This window comes from Citricoccus sp. NPDC079358 (genome assembly GCF_040702545.1).
Classification (GTDB): domain Bacteria; phylum Actinomycetota; class Actinomycetes; order Actinomycetales; family Micrococcaceae; genus Citricoccus.
The window spans coordinates 286,751-302,521 of sequence record NZ_JBFBLI010000001.1 but is presented as its reverse complement, the minus strand read 5'-3'; the positions used below and the strand labels follow the sequence as shown (position 1 = coordinate 302,521).

Genomic DNA, 15,771 nt, shown 5'->3' with positions numbered 1-15,771 from the left:
GAATCGACCATGGGTACCCGCATGTTCGTGGCTGTCTACCCGCCCGACGACGTCCGGGAGGAACTGGCCGAGTTCCTCTCCGTCCGCCCGGGCCTGACCTGGGCCGGCCCGGAGCAGATGCACCTGACGCTCGCGTTCTTCGGATCCGTCCCGGACCGTTCCCTCGAGCCACTCGAGGAGAACCTGGACGACGCCGTCCGGAGCGTCGAATCCTTTCCCTGCGGCCTGCACGGTGCCGGGGCATTCCCCCATCCGGACAGTGCCGCGGTGTTGTGGCTGGGCGTCGAGGACGGTGCCGAGGACCTGACCCGGCTGGCGCGGAAGGCGCGCGGGGCGGGCAACCGGGCCGGCGTCGTGCCTGATGGCAAGGCCTTTCATCCGCACCTGACACTGGCGCGCCCGGGCCGCACGAATGCCACACGGTGGATCCGCGTGCTGGAGACGTTCAGCTCGCGGATCTGGACCGTGGATGAGGTGCACCTGGTCGAGTCGACACTCCAGGGGCATGGCCACCGGCCGCGACATCGGACCGTGAAGACGGTACTTTTGGCCCCCTGACGGGACGGGTGGGCGTCGGTAGCGTGGAAGGTGCCACGCCGTGCGCGGTCGGCTTCTCTCACGCTCTTCCGGCGGCCACGGCACGAGGAGAGGACACATCATGACCGCGCGTTTTTCCCCGAGGAACACCCCGCTCCGCACGACGGCGGCCCTGCTGGGCCTGGGTGGCATTCTCGTCCTGGGTGCCTGCGCACCCGATGGCGCATCCGAGGCTACGCCGGAGGGCGGCGCGTCCGCGCCCGACGGCGGCGTCCAGTCCCTGAGCCCCGGAGCCACTGAGGGCGCGGAGACTACGGACACCGCGGCATCCGACTCCACGAGCACGGGTGGTTCGGGCGAGGAGGACTCCGGTGCACCCGCGGACTACACGGCGAGCATGCAGGACATCGAGAGTGAGGTCGGCACCGCGCAGATCCGGGAGATGGACGGGGCGATGGAGTTCACCGTTGAGGTCTCCGGCATGGAGCCCGGCTTCTACGGCCTGCATGTCCACGAGATCGGCGAGTGCAACCCGGACAGTGCCGCGCCGGACGACCCCTCCGAACTGGGGGCGTTCCTCTCGGCCGGCAGCCACATCGGTGCTGACGAGTCCGACCACCCCGACCACGCCGGGGACCTGCCTCCCATCCTGGTGCAGGAGTCCGGGGAGGGGCACCTGACCTTCCAGACCGACCGGCTCACCGCCGAGCACCTGCAGGATGAGGACGGTGCCGCGATGATGCTGCACTCCGGCCCGGACAACTTCGCCAACATCCCCGAGCGCTATGCCCCCGATGGCCCGGACGAGGACACCACCGGGACCGGCGACGCGGGCTTCCGCTGGGCCTGCGGCGTGGTCGAGGCAGCCGGCTGATCGCCCCCCACGTTATGATCACGCCCGACGTCGAGAATCGCCGATTCAGACGACGGTGACCGTGCTCGCAACTCGTGTCTGACGGTGGATGGCCCGGCGTAGGCGTTCCAGGAACTGCCGTGCACCGTCGCTGCGATAGACGTCATCAGCAGCCTTGACCGATTCCCAGCCGTGGTCTGTGAAGTCGCTGTCTCGCTTGATGTCGCTATTCAACTGGGCGGACTCCCCGTGACCGCGTCCGTCGTACTGGATAGCGATCCGCCACTGGGGATAGTGCAGATCTGGCCGTCTCTTCAGGGTCGGTGAAAGCCAGACCTCCTGGTTCACCACGGGCTCGGGCAGCCCGGCATCAACGATGATCAGCCGAAGCAGGGTCTCGGCAGGCGAGTCCACGCCTTCACGGATCAATGCCCTCGCTTGGCGGGCGGCATTGATGCCCTTGGTGCGACGGCGGCGCACCAGCACTGCATCCACCTCGGCCAGGGTGCACAGCGGGTTCTCCCCCAAGACCCCGGCCGGCCGGGCGGGACCATTGCTTCTCTGCAGCAGCGCATCCCCGGCGGCGACCAGCCACACCGGATCCTTGATCTGCGTGGCGAGATCCAACCAGGTCCGTTCCGGTGTCGTGAGCCGCAGTCCGTCAAACTCCACCACGTCCTCGTCATCCAACTCGGCCTTATGCCCCTGGATTCCAGGTCGACGCCTGGCCCCGGATTCCCCTTTGCGGCCCGTGACGTGAATCGGCCAATCCTCCTCCAGGTGGTGCGGCAACCACAGGCCCCACAGTCGCGCCGCTGTCGAGTGGCTCAGATAATGGTCCCCGGTCAATGACGACACCGCTTCGACCACCTCGCGCCACGGAGGGTCTCCGAGGTTCCAGAGCCTGATACCCGGCGTAGGCACCACCAACCACCGGTGCCGCAGCTGGTACTCGGTCATCCCAGATGCACGAGCTTCCTCGGCGGTGAACACCGTCTTGGGCACGGCGCCTCGAGCCGAGTCCTGCTTGGCTGCACCTTCGCCGACCGCGGTCGAGTCGGCTTCGTTCCTCCAGTCCATGGACACCAGCGTTGGGCATTCTGCCCGCCCCTGCAGAAGTTATCCACAGGCCGAGTGACTAGCCGGGTCATGAACCCAGTCAAGAGCCACGTCACGAGCACGCCCGACGTCGAGAATCGCCGATGAACCCTTCGGCGATCGTGCTCATAACTCCAGCGGGCAGTGGGCATCGGGACCGTTACCCCCCAAGGGGCAGTGGGCATCGGGGCGGTTGCACGCAGGCGTCAGAGCAGATCGATGACCTCGTCCAGCATCTGCTCCGTCAACCGCCCGGTGAAGGTGTTCTGCTGGGAGACGTGGTAGCAGCCGACCACGCGCACCTCCCTCGGACGGCCGGCGCTGACGGCGCCGGTGCCATCGCCAGCGCGACCGCTCGGCACCGTGAACACCGTCTGCGCCCCGTGGCCGAACTTCGCCCGGGGCCGCGGCACGCTCCAGCCCACGCGCAGCGCCGCGGCATGCAGCGACTGCCAGCCGATCCCGCCCAGCACCAGGATCGATTCGACCGAGTCCACCAACTGCAGTTCACGGTCCAGCCAGGGACCGCAGGCAGCTCGCTCGGCCGGCGTCGGCTTGTTGTCCGGCGGCGCGCAGTGCACCGGGGCCACCATGCGGACGCCCCTGAGCCGCTGCCCGTCCCCGGCGGACACCGAAGTCGGCCGTACGGCATAGCCGGCCCGGTACAGGGCGGCGTGGATCCAGTCCCCCGAGCGGTCGCCCGTGAACATCCGGCCGGTGCGGTTCCCTCCGTGAGCAGCCGGGGCGAGCCCGACGACGAGCACGCGCGGCTCCGAGTCCCCCAGGGACGGCACGGGCCGTCCCCAATAGGGCTCACCGAGAAACGCCTTCCGCTTGCCCACCGCCACCGATTCCCGCCAGTCCACCAACCGCGGGCAGGCGCGGCACACGGAGACCCGGGCGTCGACGTCGGCCAGGGACTGAGCCGTGCCCGCCAGCCTCCGGACCTGTGCAGCCGAGGTGGCGGCCGGCGTCGTAGGCCCCGCGGGGTCCTCCGGCCACCCGGTACCGGGTGGCACGGGCGAGGCGAACGACTGGCCCGTCAGCGGGTGCGGCAGCGGTGGGGGCAAGCCACCGCCCAGGGGAAGGTCTCCACCGGGAGGGGCGCCGCCGCCCGGGATCCCGGTCAGGACTGCTGTTCCCGGAGCCGGTCGATGTGCTCGGAGGCCTCGGCATCACCGGTGGCACCAATAGTCTCGGTCTCCGCGCCAGGGGCCGATTCCGCGGCGCTCCCCTGTCCGAGGACCTCTGCCTCTTCCTCCGGATCGGGAAACTGGGCTGGTGTGGTCGTCATCAGTGGCTCCTTCGGGACGTGGTGTCGTCGGTTTGGTGCACATGCTAACGGCAGGTCAACGCTGCAGTCGCCGCCCTGCGGACTTACAGTGGGCGGTGGACCACACACCAAACCGCTGAACCAGGAGCGTCCGCATGAGCACACAGGAGCAATCTGCGCCACGTCGGCCCGAGGGCGCGGGCGCGGGCGCGGGCCCGTGGTCAGATCCGATGGGGCGGATCGGGGCGCGTGCGGGTCAGACGTTGCTGATTGCCGCCGTGGCCGTCGGCATCATCTGGGTGCTGCTGCGCGTGAGCGTCGTGGTCCTGGCCGCGCTGGTGGCCCTGATCCTGGCCTCCGCGGTCGCTCCTCTGGTGCGGTGGCTGGTCGGCAAGGGCTGGTCCCATCTTCTGGCCACCCTGACGGCCTTCCTGGGCATCGTGGTGGTGGTCGGAGGGGTGATTACCGGGGTTGTCCTGGCGGTCATCAACGAGTGGGATTCCCTGGTCTCCTCGGCCCTGCAAGGTTGGCAGGCACTGCAGGACTGGGTCACGTCCGGACCCCTGCCGGTGGACGCCTCCGTCGTCGACGACGCCATGCAGCAGGTCACCGACTTCGTCACCAGTGGCAACTTCGCCAGCGGCCTGGCCAGCAGCACACTGACCGGGATCTCCGCGGCCGGCCAGTTCCTCACCGGCCTGGTACTGATGATCGTCGTGCTGTTCTTCCTGCTCAAGGACGGCTGGAAGTTCACCAACTTCTCCCTCCGCTGGTTCCAGGGCGGCACTCGGGCCAAGCTGGCGGAGTCCATCGACCGCTCATCCGAGGTGCTCGGCGGCTACGTGCGCGGCACCGCCACCGTGGCCCTCGTGGACGCCGTGCTGATCGGCATCGCCCTGGCGATCCTCGGTGTGCCGCTGGCCCTGCCGTTGGCCGTGATCATTTTCATCGGCGCGTTCATCCCCATCGTCGGGGCCACCGCCACCGGCATCATGGCCGCGCTGGTTGCCCTGGTCACCAACGGACTCACCACGGCACTGATCGTGACGGCCGTTGTCATCCTGGTCAACCAGATCGAGGGCAACTTCCTCCAACCGGTGGTCATGGGCCGGACGCTGAGCCTGCACGCCATGATCGTGTTGCTGGCCCTGACCATCGGCACCCTGGTGGGCGGCATCTTCGGCGCCATCCTGGCCGTGCCCTACACCGCCGTGGCGTGGACACTGATCCAGGTCTGGTCGAACCGCTACCAGGCCGGCGACGACCCTGTCCTCGGGCAGGACCCCCTGGATGCGAAAGACCGCGCAGACGCAAAGGCCACCACGGCGCAACGGCTGCGCTATTGGCGCATCAGCCGCCAGCGCCCGTCCAGCCAGAAACTCGGCGCTGCGCAGAAGGTGGAGCCGGGCTCGCAGGACGCGTCAGGCCACTCGGACGCCTCCGCTCCCACGGACGCCTCCGGTCCAGACGGCTCGTCCGACTCATCCGCCTCCAAGGAGTCCTAACCGGCGCGGCCTACCGTTCGCCGGTGCCGGCCTTCTTGCGGGGGCCCGGTACCTTCGCATCGGATTCGCGCAAGTACAGCGGCTGCACCGGCAGGATCCCCCGGCCACGGCGCAGGGCGAGCTCGCCGACCAGGCCGAGCGAGCCAGCGTCGGGCACGGCGGTGGAGAACCCCGCGACCGCGGCGAGGGCATCCGGGTACAGCCCGGCCCCGGCACCGTAGGCCGGCAGCGGGGTGACCTCGGCGGGGGCCGTGACGAAGGGCCCGTGGAGGCGCTGGAACTGCCCGCCCACGGAGGCGTAGTGGGCCCAGTAGACCTCACGCCGGCGGGCGTCGGTGGCCACCACGAACTCTTCAATGCCCGCCCGGAAGGCCTCCTCAGCCGCGGGTAGCGCGATCGCGTCCAGGCTCATCACCCCGTGCACCTGCAACCCCCACGCGAACGCGAGCGAGCGCGCCGTCACCAGCCCGGCGCGCAGCCCGGTGAACGGCCCGGGCCCGACGCCGGCCACCACCGCCCGCAGATCGCCCGGCTCCACGTTCGCCTCCGCAAGAACCCGGCGCACCGCCGGCGTGAGCACCTCGGCATGCGTGTTGGTCTCGGTGGAGGCATAACGGGCGAGGACCTCGCCGTCCTGTACCACGGCCACGCTGGCGGTGGCGGAGGCGTCGATGGCGAGGAGGGGGCGGGAGGAGTGGACGGGCATGGGGTCCAGTTTACGGATGGCTACCGGAGTCAGCGGCCGCGGATACCGGCCGCCGTGGTGCACATGCCAACCCGCCGCGCAGCACACACTCCCGGCTTGATGGGCAGTTCTACCCATCTCCCACCACCGCCCCCGTCACCAGCAAATGGGCCATTCTCCCGACGCGCGGGGGCCGGCCAGATCCGTACCGTGGGGTCATCAGCCGGTGGAGCAAGGCCCCTCGAGCACCAGCAACAGCACAAGCACCAATGCCGGCCCCGGGACCGCCACCCACCGGATCACCCTTCATCCCAGGAGGCCGTCATGGCCACCACCGAACCCACCCTCCCCGCCGTACCCGGCCCAGTAGACCTCAGTCAGGTGTTCGACGCCCTGATCATCGGCGCCGGCCAGGCCGGACTGTCCACGGCCTACCACCTGCGGCGCCGCGGCCTGGACTGCCTCGTCGTCGACGCCGCCCACCGGGTCGGCGACCACTGGCGCCACCAATACGACTCGCTGGCCCTATTCACCGCCAACAAGTTCAACCGCCTGCCCGGCCTCGGCTTCCCCGGCCAGCCGTGGGGCTTCGCCACCAAGGACGAGGTGGCCGCCGCGCTGGAGGCCTACGCCCGGGACTTCGACCTCCCGGTCCGGCTCGACTCTCCCGTCCGCCGCCTCTCCCGCACGCCGGAGGGATTCCGCACCGAGACCGCCACGGCCACCTACTCCTCCCGCACGGTCGTCCTGGCCACCGGGCCCTTCGGCCAGCTGCCGAGGATTCCGGAGTTCGCCCAGGACCTGGATCCCGCCATCCTGCAGTTGCACTCGAGCCAATACCGCCGGCCCGGCCAGTTGCGCGAGGGCCCGGTGCTCGTGGTCGGCGGCGGCCACTCGGGCTGTGACATCGCCCTAGAGGTCGCCCAGTCCGGGCACCTGACCACCCTGGCGGGCCGTGACCTGGGCCAGATCCCCGTCAGTTGGGACAGTCCGCTGCTCCACCTGATCATGCCCGCGGTCATGTTCCAGCACTCCCGCATCTACCGCCGCGGCACCCGCGCCGGGCAGCGCATGCGGGAGGAGGTCCTGCACCACGGCGCGCCACGGCTGAGGGTCCAGGCGCAGGATCTGGACGGGGCCGGCGTCGTGCGCACCGAGGCCCGGGTGTGCGGGGCACCGGACGGCGCTCCACTGCTGACCGACGGCCGCACCATGGACGCCCGGACTGTCATCTGGGCCACCGGTTTCCACCACGACTACTCGTGGCTCGAACTGCCCGTGTTGGGCGCGGACGGCTGGCCGCGTGAATACCGCGGCGTCGCCGAGGACGTTCCGGGGGTGTTCTTCTGCGGGTTGGCGTTCCAGTCGTCGATGTCCTCCATGAACTTCCACGGCGTCGGTGCGGACGCAGCGTACATCGCGGACCGGATCGCCGAGCGGCTGACGGACCGACCCGCCGGCCGCCGTCGCCACGGCACTCCACTCGCCCGCCGTCGATTGCCCCGCGGCGACGTCCCCCAGCGCGCCGCGCGATAACGGTCCGGCGGGCCGCGCCGCACCCCGTGCCTCCGCGCAACCCTGGGCGGTATCCTCCCGAGCAGGAGGCACCGCCCATGGCCGCTGAACCAGCCGTTTCCGACCTGGTGGCCCACGGCACCGCAGCCCACCTGGCCGGAGACTATGAACGCGCAGTCCAGGACCTGCAGCGCGCCTTCCAGATCTATCACGACGACGGCGATGCCGCCCGGGCGTTCTCCGTCGCCTTCTCGCTCGCCATGGTCTTCGGCACCACCTGCCGGCCAGCCCTCTTCAGCGGATGGGCCGGGCAGGCGCGACGGTTGTATGACGAGCTTGCTCCCGAGGCTGAGGTCACCTCCACGGCCAGCGGCTACCTCGACCTCCTCGAACTGCACGGCGGCATCATGACCGGCGACTTCACCACCGTGGCTCGGCTCGCCCCCGGCGTGACGGCCGCGGGGCGCTTGCACCATGACCCCGACCTGTTCGCGCTGGGCACGGTCGCACTCGGTCGATCAGCGATCTATGCCGGAGACATCCGGGGCGGACTGGCACAACTGGATGAGGTGATGGCCGGGATCCTGTCCGGTCAACCAGGACCGCTGGCCGCCGGGCTGGCGTGGTGCGCCGCCATCGAGGGCTGTCAGGAGATCGGGGCCGTGGACCGGCTGTGCGAGTGGACCTCCGCGTTGGCCGCCTGGTGCCAGTCCCCGCCCAGCCTGGAGCTGTTCAACGGCCACTGCTCGGTTCACCGAGGCCAGGTGTTGGCCGTGCACGGGAGGTGGGACGAGGCGGTGGCGGTGTTCGCCGATTCGCGGCAGCGCCACCAGAAGCGCGGGGACGTGATCGCGGCCGGCTGGGCCGAGCGCCATCGGGGTGATGTGCTGCGCCTGCAGGGCCGGCATGAGGAGGCCGCCGCTGCCTACCGCACGGCCGCAGACCTGGGCTGCGATCCGCACCCCGGCCTCGCACTGCTGTGGTGGAGCCTGGGCCGGGGCGAGGATGCCCTCGGCGCCGTCCACCGGTGCATGGCAGAGACCGTTTTGCCGGCGCAACGGGTCTCCCTCATCCCGGCCGCCCTCGACGTCCTGCTGGCCGCGGGCGGCACGGATGCCCCCGAGGGTCCCCTGATCAGCGAGGCAGCCGCCCTCGCCGATGAGTTGGATGACCTCGCCGAGCTGACCGGGTGTGCCTCGGTCGTGGCGGCGGCCGCGGACGCCCACGCCGGGGTGGAACTGGCCCGCCGGGATCCGGGCGGTGCCCTGCCCTATGCCCGTAAGGCCGTGCAGGCCTGGGGCGGCGTCGCCTGCCCCTTCGAGGTCGCTCGGTCCCGGGTGGTCCTGGCCCGTGCTTTGGCTGGCGTCGGCGATATGGCTTCTGCGTTGGATGAGAGCGCGGCCGCCCGGAATGCGTTCGTGTCGCTCGGCGCGGAACCGGCGGTGGCCGGCGTCGACTCCCTCCTCGAGCACTGGGCCCACCCAACGCTGGACGTGCGCGATGATTCCGCCCGCGGCATCCCCGTCGGCGAGTCCCCGGAAGGCCACGATCGCGGCACACCCGACGGCCTCACCCCACGGGAAGTCGAGGTCCTGCGCCTCGTGGCCGCCGGCAGCAGCAACCGGCAGATCGCGGTAGAACTGGTGATCAGCGAGAAGACCGTCGCCCGCCACCTGAACAACCTCTTCACCAAGATCGGCGTCGCCTCGCGGACGGCCGCTGCCGCCTATGCCTTCCGCAACGGCCTGGTTTCCTCCACCGGTCAGATCTGAGGACCAGGCTGTGTGTTCCTGGCGCGGCCGGTGGCCTACGGGAACCGCCCCCGGACTTTAGTGCTCGGAATCCGCGTCCGCAGCCGAGGCCGGCTCGTTCGGCCCGGTGGACTCGGCACCGGTGTTGCCGGCTTTGACCCGGTTCTCGGCATCCGTCAGATTCTCAGGATCCGGTTCAATATCGGCGGCTGGCTGCGGCTCGTAGTCGGCCTCGCTGTCATTGTCGGGATCGAGGTCAACCTCGCCGCTGCCATCGGATCCCAGGTCGGCGTTCTCGTCGTCCGGGTTCACCTCGGGTTGTCCCTGTTCGTCGCGTGGCATGCTCATGGGCTCGTCCTTCCTCGGTCACCGTCGCGGATGCGGAAACCATGTCAGATCGGCGGCCGACGTGCCAGCATGGGCCGCTTCCCCCTCCAGCAACTGGGCGGCCGCGCGGACTTTGGAGGTCCGCATTACCGGCCGTCCGCGCTGCCCACCTTCCGCGCTGCCTCGGCCGCACCTACGCTGGCCGGGACAGCGATTGACCACAATGGACGCCCGAGCCTGTCATGGCCTACACGGACAGGCGGCGCCCGGGAGAGGTGCACATCATGGTCCAGTCCACCCCTGGCGTTCCGGGGCAATCCGAACAGCCTTCGCTCTCAACGGAGGCACACATCCCGGCCGCGCACGTGACGCTCGAGGGCCATTTCTTCCTGCCGCAGGTCAACGTTCCTGTGGTGGTCTTCGCCCATGGCAGTGGCAGCGGCCGGAACAGCGAGCGCAATCAATACGTGGCCTCTGTCCTGCATGAGGCAGGGCTGGGCACCTTGTTGCTGGACCTGCTTACTCCGCAGGAGGAAACCGACCGGGGAAACGCCTTCGACATACCCCGGCTCGCCCAACGCCTCACGGCGGCCGAGGCGTGGGTGCACCGGCAACCGCAGAGCATGTCCTCACCGGTCGGGTTCTTCGGAGCGAGCACCGGGGCCAGTGCCGCACTGTGGGCCGCTGCCGAACCCGGTGCCCGTGTCGGTGCCGTGGTCTCTCGAGGCGGCCGGCCGGACCTGGCCGAACGGCGGTTGGGCACGGTGGAGGCTCCCACCCTGCTGATCGTCGGCAGTGAGGATCAGGAAGTACTCGAGTTCAACCGCAAGGCCCAGTCCGAGCTGCAGTGCGAGAACGCCCTGGAGATCGTCGGCGGCGCCACGCACCTCTTCGAGGAGCCCGGAACCTTGGAGCAGGTTGCCCGACTGGCGTCGGAGTGGTTTGCCCGGCACCTTCCCTCGGCGCCGGCCATCGATCCACGGGACGCCGAGCCGACGGCCACGGACCCGCAGACCGGGCCTTGACCTCGGCAGACGTCCGCTAGAACGCCAGCGGCTGCTTCATTCGATCGAGCGTGCCTGCCGTGCTTACCGCGCCTGCTGCGCTTACCGTGTCTGCTGTGTCTCCCACGCCTGCCGCGCACTCCACGCCGAGGCCACCATGTCCTGCACGGAATGCCGCGTGGTCCAGCCCAGGTCCCGGGCGGCCAGTGTCCCCTCGGCCACGATCCGCGCCGGGTCACCCGGCCGGCGGTCCTGCACCTCGGGCTCGAAGTCGATCCCGGTCACCGACGCCATCGCGTCCATGATCTCGCGGACGGAGGTGCCCGCCCCGGAGCCCAGGTTGTAGACCGGTTCCACGGGCTCCCCCGCCTCCAGGCGTCGCGCCGCCGCCACGTGCGCCTCGGCCAGGTCGGCCACGTGGATGTAGTCGCGCACGCAGGTGCCGTCCGGCGTCGGGTAGTCGGCGCCGTTGATCCGCGGCGTCCTCCCGGCCACCAGCGCGTCGAAGACAAGCGGGAACAGGTTGTGCGGACTGGTGTCGCTAATGCGGTCGGTGCCCGAGCCGACCACGTTGAAGTACCGCAGCGAGGTGTGCCGCAGCCCGGCCGCCCGGGCCTGATCAGCCAGCAGCCACTCGCCGATCAGCTTGGTCTCCCCATAGGGCGATTCCGGCACGGTCGCACTGGCCTCCGTCACCAGCTCACTGTCCGGCGTGCCGAACGTCGCGGCGGAGGAGGAGAACACCATGTTCGCCACGCCGGCGCCCTCCATCGCCTCCAGCAGGGCCACCATTCCGGTGACGTTGTCCCGGTACGTGCGCAGCGGCTTCCGCACAGATTCCCCGGCGTACTTGTACCCGGCAATATGCACGACGCCGGCCACCCCGTGCTCGGCGAACGCGCCTTCCAGCGCGGCTCGGTCATTCAGATCGGCCTGGACGAACGGGACGTCCTCCGGCACGAATCCGCGGTGTCCGCTGGAGAGGTTGTCCACCACCACGGCGTCCATCCCGACGGCCCGAAAGGCCTCCACCACGTGCGCGCCGATATAGCCGGCCCCGCCGGTCACCATCCAAGTCATACCGCCAGCTTACGGAATCCACCCACTGACCGCGGCCGCGCTAGGTCGGGACCAGCCACGCCGGACCGCAGACAGTGATGCCGTGATGACACCACTGCTGGCGATTCAGGTCTTAGTCTCGTTGGGGTGCCGAGTATGGCACTGGACGAGCACGACGGTGCGGTCGTCTACGTAGAACCAAAGGCGCGCTCCTCCGGACATCTTGTGCTGCCATTGCTCGAAGGTGGTTCCGTGCCGGACCACGATTCCCAGATCATCACGCAGCGGATAGTTGGTCGGCGAACGCTCAAGCGGCGTCCGCGTGAGAAAGTCCCATGCATCGACCAACGCGTTCCGTTGGGTGGCCAATAAGTCCTGCCAGCCTTTCTCCGCTTCCCGCGTTCCGAAGCGAATGATGTGTTCGGATTTCTTGTTGGGGCGGCTGACTGAGTCCCTACCCTTGACCATTCAGGCGGTCCTTGGATCCATGACCTCGACTGACTCATCCAGCCATTCCAAATCGACATTGGGAGTATATCCAGCCGCCCTTCCGGCGGCGGTTTCCCGCCATTCGTAGAGGTCACGCAAGAACGAGGTGAAGTCCCTGACGGAAGCACCGGCGCGGGCCGACGCCACCATCTCAGCGGCAAACTGTTCCCGGCCCGAGCTACTCAAGAAGGACATCCACGGGAATCGCTCCTGGAGCCGATCTACGAACGGCCGCCCCGGTTCATCCAGGGATGCGGCGATGAGGTCCGAAGCGACTTCGATGCCCCGAGCATTGCCAGCGTAGGAGGACTTGCGAGAGAGAATGAGCGATTCTCCGTCACGGCGAGTGATCTCGACCCGCCCTTCCAGATCCGCAGCCCGGAAGACCTCGGCGCTGTTGCGGGAAAGCTCCGAGGACTTGAAAGTGTGAGGGACGGCTGTCATGCCTTCATTGTTCTGAATGTATTCAGAATATGCAAGGGGGCCAGTAGATGAGCACTGTCGCGGCAATCGGCTCACATCAACTCAGCACATGCTCCCGCACATTATTGCGATTGCTTCGCAATTGCGTTTACTGTCTTTCCCATGAACTCATCACTACCGCCCTACCCCGCCCCTGCCATTATTGACTCGGCACCGGCGGCCACCCGCACCACCCGTCGACTCGGCTCCATCGCCTCCTTCTCGGCCACCGCCCTGCTACTGTCCGCCTGCGCCCCCGGCGCGGGATCCGGCGGAGGTGAGGCGCCGCCGTCGGGCACGGCCGGGGGCTCCTCCGGCACGAGCGTCAGCGAGCCCGACGAACCGGTCAACGCCGCGCAGCGGGACTCCCGCGCCGAGGTCCCCACCCTGAGCCCGCGTGTGGTCCTCAGCCACGACGGCGGGCTGGTGACGCTGGATGGTGAGACTGGCGAGGTGGTTCACGAGGCGGAGCTGGACGGTTTCCTGCGCCTCAACAACGCCGGGGACGGCCAGCACGTCATGGTCTCCAACGGGGACCAGTTCGAGGTCTACAACTCGGGCATCGATGCCCAGGGCCACGGCGACCACTTCCATTACTACGAATCGGACCCCGGACTCAGCGGTATCGAGTTCGCCGCCCCCTACGCCGGCCACGTGGTGGTCCACCACGGTCTGACTACCCTGTTCGGGGACGGCGACGGATCCATCCAGACCTTCACGTCCGAGCATCTCAAGGACGGTCAGCCGCGGACCGAGACGACCTCCACGGACGACCCCCACCACGGTGTCGCCCTGCAGCTGATCGACGGCACTTTGCTGACCATGCAGGGCACTGAGGAGGGGCGGAACACCGTGCAGGTGAAGAGCCCCGCGGACAACGGTGAGAACGGTGAAGTTCTGGCCGAGACCACCGACTGCACCGGGGTGCACGGTGAGGCGGCGGCCGCCCCGAACGAGAACGGCGACGTGGTGGTGCTGGGCTGCGAGGACGGCCCGGTCATCTACCGCGACGGCGAGTTCCACAAGGTTGCGGCCGAGACCGAGTATCAGCGCACCGGCAATCTGGCCGGGTCCGAGGACTCCTCGGTGATGCTCGGTGACCTGAAGACCGATGCCGAGGCAGAGTTCGAACGCCCCACGCAGGTCGCGCTGATCGACACCCTGGCCGATTCACTGCAGGCCGTGGACCTGGGCTCCTCCTACTGGTTCCGCTCCCTGGCCCGCGGCCCGGAGGGCGAGGCCCTGGTGCTGACGTACGACGGCGAGCTCAACGTCATCGACGAGGAGACCGGGGAGATCACCGCCGAGATCCCGGCCATCGAACCGTGGGAGGAGAAGGAGGAGTGGCAGCAGCCCGGTCCCATCGTGAAGGTCGCTGACTCCATGGCCTACGTGACGGACGCCGAGAACCAGCAGCTCGTGGTGATCGACTTGGAGTCCGGCGAGATCGCCCACGAGTTCGACCTGGACGTCACCCCGGTGGAGATGGCCGTGGTCACCGGTCACCCCGAGGCCCCGGAGCACTGATCACTGATCACTGATCACCACTCACACCTCACACTTTGTGGGCAGAAATCAGTACTGATTTCTGCCCGCAAAGCGGTGTCAGCGGGTCGCGGGCATCTCCGGCGTCGGCAGCTGGTGGGTTCCGGTCTGGGCCACGCCCAGCACCTCTCCCCCGGCCCGGGCTGCACCGCCGCCGTGGGACAGCACCCACAGGGTCTCCCAGACGGCCCGCGCCGTGACGGGAGCGATGCGCAGTACGAGCCGGCCGGCCTCGCGCGAGGCGTCCGCATCCGCACCGAACACGTAGTTGCCGTTGCCCTGGGTGCTGATGAAGGCCAGGTTCACGCCCAGCGCGGAGGACGTGGACTCCCACACGAACCACGGCTCGGCCCACAGCTCCGCCAGCGCGGCGGGCGAGCCGTCCGGCGCGGGGTACAGCGGGTCGGCCACGCGGGCGGTGAACTCGTCCTCGTCCACCAGCAGCTCCCCGGCCAGCAGCGCGGGCCCGGTGCGCACCCCGGCCCACGTGCAGACCTGGGAGGCCAGGGCGTCCCGCTCGGCGAGCGCCACGGCATACCGGGAACGGCTCTGGCTCACGACGCCGGCCATCACGTCCGCGCCCGGCGCACCGGACACGGTGGAGACCCGGGCACCGGCGAGCCAGGACTGCATCAGGGTGCGTTCGGCCCCGCACTGGCCGCGCAGGGCCAGGACGTCCTCGGCGGCGGCGACGGGGTCCATGAAGTCCTCCCCGGCGGTGTCCAGCACGCCGTCCAGGGTGAGGAACCCCTCGCGGACCAGGCGTCCGATGGCGCTGCGGTTGCGCAGGGTGGCGAAGCGGCCGAGCGAGCCGAGGTGGTGGATGGACTGCAGGACCTCGAGGTCGTTGCTGCGCAGCAGGCCCGGATCCTCCGGGCTGGTGGACTGGCGGCGCTCGTCCCCGTTGACGTGGCGCTGCAAGGCCTCGATGTCCGCGATGGGGTGCCCGGACCGGCCCTGCCGGTCACTGGACGTCATCAGGTCACGGCCCGGAGCGGGGCGCTTTCTGCCGGGACCTCGTCCGGGGCGAACCGGGCGCTGGCGATGGCCGCGTCGAAGACGGCGGTGAAGTGCTCGTAGTCGCTGATGAGGCAGCTGGCGCTGATCTCCAGGGTGGCCCGGCCCTCGGCGAGGGCCTCCTGGACCAGCCAGCGTCGGGTGAAGATGTTGTTGCGGCCGGTCCAGCGGGTCAGGTCCATCCGGCGTGCGGGATAGCCACCCACAGTGCAGGTGGCGTCCTCGACCACGTAGAGGCGGTCCAGGCCGCAGAGGCCGGCCGGCTCACCGGCATAGGTGGTGGCCACGATGTTCGGGGCGAGTTCGGGTTCGGGCAAGGGCCCACCGGGCTGCAGTCCATCCGTGAGCATGCGCTCCGCGGACTCCGTCACGGGGGCGGTCGCCACCAGGTGGAAGCCGTCTACCGGGTACCGGACCCAGTCCTCCGGCAGGTCCATGGTCAGCGTCCGCATGCGTTCTCCTCCCGTTCCCCTCCGATGACGTGAGCGCCGAGTGCGGCCGAACCGGAAGGTGAATTCCTCGTGAACCACGTTACGGACCGGGCGTCCAGACCGCGATGGGGAGAACTCCCCATCGCGGTCGCCAGGCCTCTTGCATCAGCGGCAGCCCCGCACCAACTGAGTCGCACGAATGACCCCGGATCCACGGGAT

General features: G+C 69.3%; 17 protein-coding genes. 7 read left to right on the top strand and 10 right to left on the bottom strand.

Going from position 1 to position 15,771, the window contains the following annotated elements:
- The first annotated feature begins 9 nt into the window (after positions 1-9).
- The gene (gene thpR, locus AB0333_RS01425; protein ID WP_366216989.1) at positions 10-558 is read left to right on the top strand and encodes an RNA 2',3'-cyclic phosphodiesterase; all 549 of its coding nucleotides are present in this window, start codon (positions 10-12) and stop codon (positions 556-558) included.
- Positions 559-658: 100 nt separating this feature from the next.
- Entirely contained in the window at positions 659-1,411 is a 753-nt protein-coding gene (locus tag AB0333_RS01420) for a superoxide dismutase family protein (protein ID WP_366216988.1), read from the top strand.
- Positions 1,412-1,456: 45 nt separating this feature from the next.
- Here AB0333_RS01420 and AB0333_RS01415 read toward each other — a convergent pair whose 3' ends face one another.
- The 3 genes from AB0333_RS01415 to AB0333_RS01405 form a co-directional block, all read right to left on the bottom strand.
- Entirely contained in the window at positions 1,457-2,470 is a 1,014-nt protein-coding gene (locus AB0333_RS01415; RefSeq protein ID WP_366216987.1) for a hypothetical protein, read from the bottom strand.
- Positions 2,471-2,694: 224 nt separating this feature from the next.
- A complete protein-coding gene (locus AB0333_RS01410; RefSeq protein WP_366216986.1) occupies positions 2,695-3,507 on the bottom strand; it encodes a uracil-DNA glycosylase in 813 nt (270 codons plus the stop codon).
- Positions 3,508-3,614: 107 nt separating this feature from the next.
- Positions 3,615-3,782: a hypothetical protein gene (locus tag AB0333_RS01405; RefSeq protein WP_366216985.1), complete on the bottom strand. Its 168-nt coding sequence runs from the start codon at positions 3,780-3,782 to the stop codon at positions 3,615-3,617.
- Between the two features lie 134 nt (positions 3,783-3,916).
- Here AB0333_RS01405 and AB0333_RS01400 point away from each other — a divergent pair, with 134 nt between their 5' ends.
- The gene (locus tag AB0333_RS01400; protein ID WP_115931789.1) at positions 3,917-5,266 is read left to right on the top strand and encodes an AI-2E family transporter; all 1,350 of its coding nucleotides are present in this window, start codon (positions 3,917-3,919) and stop codon (positions 5,264-5,266) included.
- A gap of 10 nt (positions 5,267-5,276) precedes the next feature.
- On the opposite strand, the gene tsaB is transcribed toward AB0333_RS01400, so the two are convergent.
- Positions 5,277-5,972, bottom strand: a complete 696-nt coding sequence (tsaB, locus tag AB0333_RS01395) for a tRNA (adenosine(37)-N6)-threonylcarbamoyltransferase complex dimerization subunit type 1 TsaB (protein ID WP_366216984.1) — start codon at positions 5,970-5,972, stop codon at positions 5,277-5,279.
- Positions 5,973-6,275: 303 nt separating this feature from the next.
- Here tsaB and AB0333_RS01390 point away from each other — a divergent pair, with 303 nt between their 5' ends.
- Positions 6,276-7,487 (top strand): NAD(P)/FAD-dependent oxidoreductase, encoded by a 1,212-nt coding sequence (locus AB0333_RS01390; protein WP_366216983.1) that lies wholly within the window; start codon positions 6,276-6,278, stop codon positions 7,485-7,487.
- A 77-nt stretch (positions 7,488-7,564) separates the two neighbouring features.
- Entirely contained in the window at positions 7,565-9,238 is a 1,674-nt protein-coding gene (locus tag AB0333_RS01385) for a helix-turn-helix transcriptional regulator (RefSeq protein WP_366216982.1), read from the top strand.
- A 57-nt stretch (positions 9,239-9,295) separates the two neighbouring features.
- Here AB0333_RS01385 and AB0333_RS01380 read toward each other — a convergent pair whose 3' ends face one another.
- The gene (locus AB0333_RS01380) at positions 9,296-9,565 is read right to left on the bottom strand and encodes a hypothetical protein (protein ID WP_366216980.1); all 270 of its coding nucleotides are present in this window, start codon (positions 9,563-9,565) and stop codon (positions 9,296-9,298) included.
- 263 nt (positions 9,566-9,828) lie between these two features.
- Between AB0333_RS01380 and AB0333_RS01375 the strand changes: the two genes are divergently transcribed.
- Positions 9,829-10,569 carry an alpha/beta family hydrolase gene (locus tag AB0333_RS01375; RefSeq protein WP_366216979.1) on the top strand — a complete coding sequence of 247 codons (741 nt, stop codon included), beginning with the start codon at positions 9,829-9,831 and terminating at the stop codon, positions 10,567-10,569.
- An 81-nt stretch (positions 10,570-10,650) separates the two neighbouring features.
- Here the strand turns inward: AB0333_RS01375 and galE are convergent, their stop codons facing one another.
- From galE to AB0333_RS01360, 3 genes are all read right to left on the bottom strand, one after another.
- Positions 10,651-11,628, bottom strand: a complete 978-nt coding sequence (gene galE, locus AB0333_RS01370; RefSeq protein ID WP_366216978.1) for a UDP-glucose 4-epimerase GalE — start codon at positions 11,626-11,628, stop codon at positions 10,651-10,653.
- Between the two features lie 105 nt (positions 11,629-11,733).
- Positions 11,734-12,075: a hypothetical protein gene (locus AB0333_RS01365; protein ID WP_366216977.1), complete on the bottom strand. Its 342-nt coding sequence runs from the start codon at positions 12,073-12,075 to the stop codon at positions 11,734-11,736.
- Positions 12,076-12,540, bottom strand: a complete 465-nt coding sequence (locus tag AB0333_RS01360; RefSeq protein WP_366216976.1) for a type II toxin-antitoxin system Phd/YefM family antitoxin — start codon at positions 12,538-12,540, stop codon at positions 12,076-12,078.
- Between the two features lie 141 nt (positions 12,541-12,681).
- Between AB0333_RS01360 and AB0333_RS01355 the strand changes: the two genes are divergently transcribed.
- The gene (locus AB0333_RS01355) at positions 12,682-14,085 is read left to right on the top strand and encodes a hypothetical protein (RefSeq protein ID WP_366216975.1); all 1,404 of its coding nucleotides are present in this window, start codon (positions 12,682-12,684) and stop codon (positions 14,083-14,085) included.
- 78 nt (positions 14,086-14,163) lie between these two features.
- Here the strand turns inward: AB0333_RS01355 and AB0333_RS01350 are convergent, their stop codons facing one another.
- Both AB0333_RS01350 and AB0333_RS01345 read right to left on the bottom strand, forming a co-directional pair.
- A complete protein-coding gene (locus AB0333_RS01350; RefSeq protein ID WP_366216973.1) occupies positions 14,164-15,081 on the bottom strand; it encodes a hypothetical protein in 918 nt (305 codons plus the stop codon).
- Positions 15,081-15,572: a hypothetical protein gene (locus tag AB0333_RS01345; protein WP_366216972.1), complete on the bottom strand. Its 492-nt coding sequence runs from the start codon at positions 15,570-15,572 to the stop codon at positions 15,081-15,083. Before AB0333_RS01345 ends, AB0333_RS01350 begins: the two co-directional genes overlap by 1 nt.
- Positions 15,573-15,771 lie beyond the last annotated feature (199 nt).